8 protein-coding genes are annotated in these 9,084 nt (G+C 36.4%); 7 read left to right on the top strand and 1 reads right to left on the bottom strand.

From position 1 onward, the window contains the following. The 7 genes from BANVL01_RS27830 to BANVL01_RS15820 all read left to right on the top strand — a co-directional run. The coding region (locus BANVL01_RS27830) for a BC_2427 family protein (RefSeq protein ID WP_369689611.1) at positions 1-873 on the top strand (873 nt) is incomplete at its 5' end. 216 nt (positions 874-1,089) lie between these two features. Beyond that, positions 1,090-1,809, top strand: coding sequence for a CsxC family protein (locus tag BANVL01_RS15795; RefSeq protein ID WP_066092035.1), 720 nt, complete (start codon positions 1,090-1,092; stop codon positions 1,807-1,809). 248 nt (positions 1,810-2,057) lie between these two features. After that, entirely contained in the window at positions 2,058-2,780 is a 723-nt protein-coding gene (locus BANVL01_RS15800; RefSeq protein WP_066092033.1) for a CsxC family protein, read from the top strand. Between the two features lie 239 nt (positions 2,781-3,019). Next, positions 3,020-3,739, top strand: a complete 720-nt coding sequence (locus BANVL01_RS15805; protein ID WP_066092030.1) for a CsxC family protein — start codon at positions 3,020-3,022, stop codon at positions 3,737-3,739. Between the two features lie 250 nt (positions 3,740-3,989). Then, on the top strand, positions 3,990-4,715 hold the full coding sequence (locus BANVL01_RS15810) for a CsxC family protein (protein WP_066092027.1): 726 nt from the start codon (positions 3,990-3,992) through the stop codon (positions 4,713-4,715). Positions 4,716-4,935: 220 nt separating this feature from the next. After that, complete coding sequence (locus tag BANVL01_RS15815) at positions 4,936-5,706, top strand: YheC/YheD family protein (RefSeq protein ID WP_066092024.1); 771 nt, start codon at positions 4,936-4,938, stop codon at positions 5,704-5,706. A gap of 153 nt (positions 5,707-5,859) precedes the next feature. After that, positions 5,860-7,245, top strand: a complete 1,386-nt coding sequence (locus BANVL01_RS15820) for a Mur ligase family protein (RefSeq protein WP_066092021.1) — start codon at positions 5,860-5,862, stop codon at positions 7,243-7,245. Positions 7,246-7,314: 69 nt separating this feature from the next. Here the strand turns inward: BANVL01_RS15820 and BANVL01_RS15825 are convergent, their stop codons facing one another. After that, complete coding sequence (locus BANVL01_RS15825; protein WP_066092018.1) at positions 7,315-8,670, bottom strand: C40 family peptidase; 1,356 nt, start codon at positions 8,668-8,670, stop codon at positions 7,315-7,317. Positions 8,671-9,084: the final 414 nt, after the last annotated feature.

The following is a 9,084-nucleotide window of genomic DNA, read 5'->3' on the forward strand; positions in this document are numbered from 1 at the left end:
CCTCAAAGCGATTCAGCTTTTGAACCGGCAGATAATTCTGAATCCAACTTTGAGGTTGAGATAAATGATATTCATTACACAGAGGATGATTATGAAACCAATCCCACCGATTATTCAAATGGGTTATATAAGTGTGGAAATATTTGTTCTATGACTACAAAAACCCCATTCTCTACTTCTGTGGAAATTAACGATTTTCTTCATCCTCCTATTATTGGCGGTTCAGTTCAAAACACATCTGGATTTCTTGATCTAAACAATAAACAAGTCCCTGAACTAAATACAATACTATTCAATACGACAACCCATTATCCTGAACAGCCTCATTGCCGTTTAGTTTGTTCTAAAATTCATGAAAGTATATTTTTAACAACAGCCACTGATCAGCTTTATGATACTAAAAATAATATTATACAAAATAAAGCAGTTGCGAATCTCCTACATGACTCGTCAGCTACGATTCCAGAAAAGTCAGATCATACATCAGATTCTTCTCTTCATTTCATAAATATTAGAGTTCCAGTCGAAATAGGAGAATACGAGATTGAAATTCTTTTGGAAGAAAATGTAGTATTCGAAGAAGAGATTATGAGGATTAAAGAAATCTCAAAAGAGGTCGTACTGACAGACTACAAATTCGAACCCACTCAAATAAACCAGGCATTAAGTAACGGGGCATGTAAAGCACTAAAAGGAAATTTATTTATCGAAGGATATGTCCAGCAACATATTGAGTATACTGCAGGAGAGTCCATACAAAAAGAGCCAATAACAAATTTTTATCATTTACATCAAAAAATTGTATTAAATTTAATCGTTCAGCTACATCAAGTTCAACGAGTTCAAATTAAAAGTGTGGGTACTACGATCTAGAAGATAACTTAACTTTGTACAATAAGGTCAGCCAGAAATTTACTGGTTGGCCGTTTTCTATTTAGAATTAACTGGGATTATTTTTAAAAAAATTTACTATTTCTAAAAAATAAGACAAGCACCTACGACACTAACCCAAGCTCTCTACTTCACGCTACATATAGTATTAATGTAGAGTTTAAAAAACTCAAAAAAATAATTAGGAGATGATTTTTTATGGCTGATCAGCCTTGTCCAGTCACTTCGGTGGAACAAGTACCATTAACCATTTTACCTACCGCATTGGAAGAAACTACGGTTACACCAACTATTAAAGTTCCGGTTGTACTTGCAGAGCCAACGCTGCAGATCGTAGTAGAAGCAACTATTCCACTTGCCCCGGCAGCAACTGAGATAAAAAGAGTAACAAAAAATGTCTTTTTAGACCAAGTAAAGCTTGTACCTGTCGCATTTACTCCTATTACTGGCACTGACTTTTTCACTGTTACAAGAGCTAAATTATTTGTAGCGGGACATATTCGTAAAGATATTGAATATGCTACAGCTGCTTGTAATGCACCTCTTGAAGATAGAATTGCCAATGTCCCGTTTTCAGGTTTTGCTGATCTAACAACATTTATTACTCCACCAGTTATTGGGATTTCTGCAGAAAGCAAAGCTGCTTTCCTTAATGAAACAAATGGACTAGTTCCACGCTTGGATAAGTTTTTCTTCCAAAATCTAGTCAAATATAACGAACAACCATTCGGTGAGTTAGTAACTGCCAATATGTTTGAACTTGATTTTTCATCAACGATCCCAACCCCTGAAGGAACGTTTGACACAATCACTGAAAAAATTGTTCTCGACCTTACTGTAAAAGTATTACAAACACAACAATTGCTTATTGCTGCTACACGAGTTATTGCTGTTCCTCCTCCTGGTACTGTTGGTTAAGAAGATTTAATATTAAGGTTGGAAATAAACGCGTTATCGTATGAAAGGTCAGCCGGAAATTTCTGGTTGATCTTTTTTATATGGCTTTTATTGAGATTTGGAGGATAACTGGTTTATTTACATAAGAATAATTAATTTAATAATGATACCTGTCCATAAGGCACTTACCCAAACTCCCTAATTCATGTTGCATATTGTATTAATGTAGGCATTGAAAGAACAAAAAATAATGAGGGGATGATTTTTACATGGCCGATCAGCCTTGTCCTGTACCTTCGACGGAACAAATACCATTAACCGTTGAACCCACCACAATAATTTCCCAAGCAACTACATCAACTATTAAAGTTCCAGTTGTACTAGCTGAGCCAACGCTGCAAATCGTTGTAGAATCAACTATTACACTTAACCCAGCAGCAACTGAGATTAAAAGAGTGGGGAAAAATGTTTTTTTAGAACAAGTTAAACTTGTGCCTGTCTCATTTGTACGAATTGGTACCACTGACTTTTTTAACGTCACAAGAGCAAAGTTATTTGTAGCAGGACATATTCGTAAAAATATTGAATATGCCACAAGAGGATGTAATAGAAAGCTGCGAGATAGAATTGCGGATGTTCCGTTTTCAGGTTTTGCAGACATTACAACATTTCTCACCCCGCCAATAATAGGTGTTTCTGAAGAAAGTAAAGCCGCGTTCTTAAATGAAGAAAATGGCCTAGTCCCTCGCTTGGATAAATTTTTCTTCCAAAACCTTGTCAAATATAATGAACAACCATTCGGTGAGCTAGTCGCTGCCAATTTCTATGAGCTTGATTTTTCACCAGTTACAGCAAAGCCTGAGGAAGCGTTTACCACACTAACAGAAAAAATTGTTCTAGACCTTACTGTAAAAGTATTACAAACCCAACAGTTAAAATTTACTGCTACGCAACAAATTACTACGCCTCCGCAAGGTACTGTTGGAACTTAATAAGAAAGCGCAAGCGCCTTGGTCAGCCAGATATTTTCCGGTTGGCCATTTTTTATAAGGAATTAAATAAAACTTCAGAAGAAAACTGAACTAATTTACTTTCAGAAAATCATTCTTGCTTTGTTTTAAAAATAAAACAAGCACCTATGATACCAACCCAAGCCCTCTAATTCATGCTACATATAGTATTAATGTAGTGTTTGAAAAACTCAAAAAATAATTTGGAGATGATTTTTTTTATGGCCGATCAGCCTTGTCCAGTAACATCGACGGAACAAGTACCATTAACCATTGAACCTAACATTCAAATTACTCAAGCGGTTAGACCAACCATTAAAGTCCCGGTTGTACTTGCAGAGCCAACGCTGCAGATCGTTGTCGAAGCAACTATTCCACTTGCCCCGGCAGCAACTGAGATTAAAAGAGTAATAAAAAATGTCTTTTTAGACCAAGTGAAACTTGTACCCGTCGAATTTACTCCTATTACTGGCACTGACTTTTTCAATGTCACAAGAGCTAAATTATTTGTAGCAGGACATATTCGTAAAAATATTGAATATGCTTCCGATGAATGTAATGGAGCGCTTCAAGATAGAATTGCGAATGTCCCTTTTTCTGGTTTTGCTGACATTACAACATTTTTAACGCAACCAATTCTAGGTATCTCTGCAGAGAGCAAAGCTGCTTTCCTTAATGAAGAAAATGGACTGGTTCCTCGCTTAGATAAGTTCTTTTTCCAAAATCTAGTTAAATATAATGAACAACCATTCGGTGAGTTAGTTACAGCCAATATGTTTGAACTTGATTTTTCACCGGTTATCCCATTCACTGAGGGAACGTTTGACACAATCACTGAAAAAATTGTTCTAGACCTTACTGTAAAAGTATTACAAACCCAACAATTAGCTATTACTGCTTCTCAAGTTATTTCTGTTCCTGCTTTTGGTACTATTGGTTAAGAGGATTTTTTAATAAGGTTGGAAATAAGTGCGTTTTCGTATGAAAGGTCAGCCAGATAATCGGTTGATCTTTTTTTATATGGTTTTAATTAAGATTTGGAGGATAACTGATTTATTTACATGTAAGAATAATTAATTTAATAATGATACCTGTCCATAAGGCGCTAACCCAAACTACCTAATTCATGCTGCATATTGTATTAATGTACGAATTGAAAGACCACAAAAATAATGAGGAGATGATTTTAACATGGCCGATCAACTGCCTTGTCCAGTAACATCGACGGAACAATTACCATTAACTGTCGAACCTACCACAATTATTTCTCAACCAGCTACACCAACCATCAAAGTTCCGGTTGTACTAGCGGAGCCAACGCTGCAAATCGTTTTAGAATCAACTATTACTCTTAACCCAGCAGCAACTGAGATTAAAAGAGTAGTAAAAAACGTATTTTTAAATCAAGTTAAACTTGTGCCTGTCTCATTCGCGCGAATTGGTACCACTGACTTTTTTAACATCACAAGAGCTAAGTTATTTGTAGCAGGTCACATTCGCAAAAATATTCAATATGCTACAGCTGAGTGTAATGGAGCACTTCAAGATCGAATTGCCGATGTCCCGTTTTCTGGTTTTGCTGACCTAACAACCTTTCTAACCCCACCAATAATAGGTGTTTCTGAAGAAAGTAAGGCTTCGTTCCTAAACGAGCAAAACGGCCTAGTCCCTCGCTTGGATAAATTTTTCTTTCAAAATCTGGTCAAATATAATGAACAGCCATTCGGTGAGTTAGTAGCTGCCAATTTCTTTGAAGTTGATTTTTCACCAGTAATAGCAACCCCTGAGGGAACGTTTAGCACAATAACCGAGAAAATCGTCCTAGACCTTACTGTAAAAGTATTACAAACCCAACAGTTAAAAATTACTGCTACACAACAAATTACTACTCCTCCTCAAGGTACTGTTGGCTGTTAAAAGGTCTTTCCCTGATCTTTAAAAATATGAAGGTCAACCAGATTTTTCTGGTTGACCATTTTATTTATTGTATTAGTATTACGATCACATTATTAGAACGTAAGCTACCATGGGCATTTGATCCCTTCAACCTAAATTCTTTTCCTCCCCTTCTACCCACACGAAGCTAGAATCACAGGCATATCATAAAGAAAATAATATGGACAATGAGGTGTATTTCTTGAGCCAATCACTAGGGAAATTGAAGCAAAGTGTATTGTTGCGGCAAAGTCCTTTAACTGCTAAAAATATTCCAGAAACGAATATATACGATCTTGGAAATCTATTAGATTTTATGAGTCGTTATGACTATGTTTATGTTAAACACTCAACTGCTGGACAAGGAAGGGGAATTTTTAAAGTATACAAAACAAAAGATGGAAGCTATTTTTTTAATGGTTTTACCCTTAGAGGTGAACCAATCAAACAATCTTTTGCAGCGATTGAGGATTTTCACCAAATTCTCCGGGCATTAGGTCAACATAGTAACTATATTATTCAGGAAGGGATCCAGAGTTTGTCTCTGAATGGACAACCGCTTAGCATTCGATCTCATGTTCAGAATCTAAACGGCAAATGGATCATCGGTGGAATGTTCGGGAAAATCGGACTAGCAGAAACAATAGATCATGGTATTGCCAATACCCATCGAGGTGCTCAAATCATATCGATGGATGAATTGTTATCTGTGTATTTGCAGATGGATGATACTAAGAAAGATAAAGTAATCGATTCTTTAAGGGACATTTCTATTTCGACTGCTATAGTAATCGCATCTCAATTTCCTTGTAGAGAATATGGGATTGATATTGGGCTAAATAGTCATGAAAAACCTATCATATTTGAAGTGAATACGACTCCAGGTATCAGCGGATTTGCCCGCATTGAAAATAAAGTTCTTTGGAATCAAATTATGAAAATTCGAAAATTACAAAAGGAGGCTGATTCTTAAAGAAAGCATTTTCTTAATTATGAGACCAAACAAAGGGCGTAATTGACCGTTTAGATGGTTCGGTTTCATAAGGCATTAGCATATTCCTCTTCAATACCCGGACAAACATCATTTAATTCTCATACTATATTAAGAAGGAAAGGAGGAACATGATTGCAACCTTTACTAGTGAAAGACATTCGACAGTTACTGAAAGGTACATTAGTTAAGGGATCTGAAAATTGGCAGGTAAGGGACGCCATTTATTATAATCGCCATGAACATACAAAGCGATATAGCCTTCTGTTTGTTAGCCGGGACGATACGATTAATTGGGATGCGATTAATAAAAAGTGGCCTTCTCTCGTTATTTCGGATAAGCCTGATTCGGAGCTGAAGATGGCTCTTCCGAATACGACCGTTATCCAAGTTGACAGCCTTGTACAGTCCTACTGGAAATTTATCGAGTATTATCGCGGTCTTTTTCAAATCCCTGTTGTGACGATAACGGGAACATGTGGAAAAACAACAACGAAAGATATGATTAAACATATTTTAAGCAAGGATCAAAATGTCCAGGCTTCTGAAAGCAGCAAGAATGAACCACGAAGATCATTACCCTATCTGATGGGGATTGATGAAAAAACAGATGCAGCTGTTTTTGAACATGGACTGGGGAATTCCGGAAATATTAAGCATCAATGTATGATTTATCAACCGACAATTGGAATTATTACCACGATTGGCGTCCATCATTTAGATGGCTGCGGGAATCTTGAAGGATATATAAAAGCAAAGGCTGAAATAGTGGATGGAGTGAAAAAAGGCGGTACATTGATATTAAATGCGGATGATGAAAATACTAAAAAAGTGCCACTGCATTCATTTAAAGGAAAGATTATTTATTTTGGAACCGATATGAAAGCTGATTTCAGAGCTTCCGCCATGAAGTTTGCCAATAATGGAATGGAATTTCTATTACATGTGTCAAATCGTACGTACGAAGCTTTTATCCCAGGCTATGGTGAGCACCAAGTATTTAACGCACTAGCTGCACTAGCGGCTGTGAACGAGATGGGAATGGATATTGAGGAAGGAATATCTCGTCTTTCTACTTATAAAAATATGGTGAGGCATCTGGAATTTGCAAATGGGTTCGGCGGTAGTACGATTATAGATGATACATGGACAAATAATCCCACTTCAGTGGAAGCGGCATTAAAGGTGCTTGATTCTCTTGGCGAGGGTAAAAATGTCATTCTTGTGCTAGGCGATATTAATAGACTAGGGAACTTTGAAAAGAAGTATCATCGTGAAATTGGCACTTTGGTTGCTAAGAGAAACATTCACACGCTGATTACAATCGGCAGTAAGGCAGAAGAAATAGCAAGACAAGCGAGACAAGACGGAAGCAAAGCTAATATTTATATGTTTCAAGATGTCAAAGGACTTAAAGAAGTTTTGGAGCCTATACTTGATAATAAAGCAATTCTACTTATTAAAGGACCTATGTCAAGCCGATCTATGATCGATTTTGCGAACAGTTTAAAAATGACCTAACAAAGAAGCATCCGATTGCCTTAGCAAAGGATGCTTCTGATTGTTTTAACTTCTTGTTCCATTACATCATTATAGGATACGACGTGCTGTAACATAGTTGTTCTTTGCAAATACTGAATCTAGGCTATCTTTCACTACACTGCCAGAAGTGGTGAGCGAAAGATACTGATTGTTGCTAAGATAAATTCCAGTTTGTGTAATATTGGAACCACCGTTATTTGTGGAGAAAAATAATAGGTCGCCCTTTTGCAAATTGGCCTTTGTGACTGCTTTACCCATTTGAGCTTGTTGGCTTGCTAATTTATATTTTAAATCGATTCCTTGATTTTTATAGACATAGTAGGTAAAGCCGGCACTTGTAAATGTTAGAGTACTTTCATTATAAGAATATCCGAACTTTGCTTTTCCGGTAAGACTAGAAGCAAAGTCAACAATTTTATCAGCAGGCAGGGTACTTGCTGTGGGTTGTGTCACTTTTGGTGCAACACTGTCAGTGAAAACACGTTTTGCCGTAATATAATGCTGATCATAATAATCAACAAACAGAACTCTAGTCAGGATACCGTTCGAATTGGGAATAATAATTCTGTGATCACCTGCGTAAATGGCTAGTGTAGACGGTGTGCTTGAACCGATAGTACTATTAAAAAAGATTAAATCACCTTTCTTTAAGTTTCCGCGTGAAACAGTTGTGCCGAGTTTCATTTGTTCTTTTATATTAGTTGTTCCTAAATTAACGCCATTTGTTTTATAAACATAGTTTACAAAGCCAGTGCCTGTAAACTTCATTGCTTTTTCATCATTCACACTGCCCATGGTCACTTTTTTCATTAAATTAAAGGATTGTTCAACGATTGTTTCACCTTTTGTTGCTGGGTTTGAAGGGAGTAAGCTTGGTAATACTCTGCGGGCAGAAAAGTAAGCATCTGTATAATATGGCTTACTATTCATATCAGCAATCACAATATTTTGTTTTGAGTCAGCCATATGAATCACTTTATTGTCGCCAATATACATTCCGACATGATCGGGATCTGTGCCTGTTTTTTTACTTTTAAAGAAAACTAAATCCCCTTTTTGTAATTGATCTCTCGAAACGTAAGTTCCTTGTTGTACCATATAATTTTCATTATAGGTTGCAAGATCTACCCCATTCTGTTTAAAAATATAATCAATGAACGTTGCACATGAAAATTTGTAAGGGTAAGTTGATTTATACTCTGACGTACTGTAAGTAGCCTTTCCTATTAAACTCTTACCGGTTTGAATTAATTGATCTGCCTTTGCTTCGACAGCTAGTTGGTTGTTTTGGGAATTTACTGTTGCTGCTGAGACCTTTGTTGGATTAATAGCGATAGGAGCCGCTCCGAAAGCACCTAAACCAAGGGTGAATGCTAATGTAGTAGTAACTAAACGTTTTTTCATCGTTGACCTCCTGAAGTTTTATAGTTCTTCTTGCAACCGAGTTTAACATATCATAGAGTCTAGTCCTCGTGGGTAAATATCCCAGTACACTTTGTTGTATGCCCAAAAACCTTTCAACTCAAGGGGTTTACGAAGAACTTTACAGTTTGGTTACAAGGGTTACAAAGGATTTTAAATTAAATTCCTACCCTTATTAGTCCTTAAGGCATTTTTCTACAATTAAATGGAAAGAAAAACTTTTGTCCCCTATCTTAAAAAAACTTTAGAAAAGGTATTGACCAATCTATTAATCTCCTGTAATATATGAAAAGTCGTCAGCAAGACGAAAGATAACAAAAAAGAAGTTGTTGACATTAACAACTTGAAATGTTATTCTAATATAGTTGCTTCAAAGCAAAGCAACTGGAAATTGTT

The organism is Neobacillus novalis NBRC 102450, from assembly GCF_001591805.1.
Taxonomy (GTDB): Bacteria; Bacillota; Bacilli; order Bacillales; family Cytobacillaceae; genus Neobacillus; species Neobacillus novalis.

Bases quoted from the DNA above. Each gene is read 5' to 3' on its own strand.
- BANVL01_RS15795 (WP_066092035.1), top strand. From the start codon at position 1,090: ATGGCTGATCAGCCTTGTCCAGTCACTTCGGTGGAACAAGTACCATTA.
- BANVL01_RS15800 (WP_066092033.1), top strand. From the start codon at position 2,058: ATGGCCGATCAGCCTTGTCCTGTACCTTCGACGGAACAAATACCATTA.
- BANVL01_RS15805 (WP_066092030.1), top strand. From the start codon at position 3,020: ATGGCCGATCAGCCTTGTCCAGTAACATCGACGGAACAAGTACCATTA.
- BANVL01_RS15810 (WP_066092027.1), top strand. From the start codon at position 3,990: ATGGCCGATCAACTGCCTTGTCCAGTAACATCGACGGAACAATTACCA.
- BANVL01_RS15825 (WP_066092018.1), bottom strand. From the start codon at position 8,670: ATGAAAAAACGTTTAGTTACTACTACATTAGCATTCACCCTTGGTTTA.